The organism is Brucella sp. TWI559 (assembly GCF_039674265.1).
GTDB classification, from domain to species: domain Bacteria; phylum Pseudomonadota; class Alphaproteobacteria; order Rhizobiales; family Rhizobiaceae; genus Brucella; species Brucella chromiisoli.
This window is the reverse complement of the sequence record NZ_JBDJNE010000092.1, coordinates 1-236: the sequence shown is the minus strand read 5'-3', so window position 1 is coordinate 236 and position 236 is coordinate 1. Positions and strand designations below refer to the sequence as shown.

Sequence of the window (236 nt, the reverse complement as noted above, 5' to 3'; positions counted from 1 at the left end):
CGTTCTGTAAGTTCATAGCGGCGACGTGACATCAAAGACCTCCAAATCCGAAACCTTTGAATCACTAATCCATTCAAATAGCTAGACTATTTATGAGTGCACGACCTAGCAAAATCCACGCGATTGTTGATGCAGAAGGCCGTCCGATCAATCTTCGCCTGACAGAGGTGGAAAGGCCGCTGATTGTTCACAGGCTGAGGGGCTCATAGAATGCATCAAAGAAGGCGGCACGCTGC

The 236-nt window shown here is 48.7% G+C and carries 1 pseudogene; it reads left to right on the top strand.

The window, feature by feature from the left end:
* Nucleotides 1–107 precede the first annotated feature (107 nt).
* A pseudogene (locus ABE530_RS19760) lies at nucleotides 108–236 on the top strand (IS5/IS1182 family transposase); the annotation flags it as partial.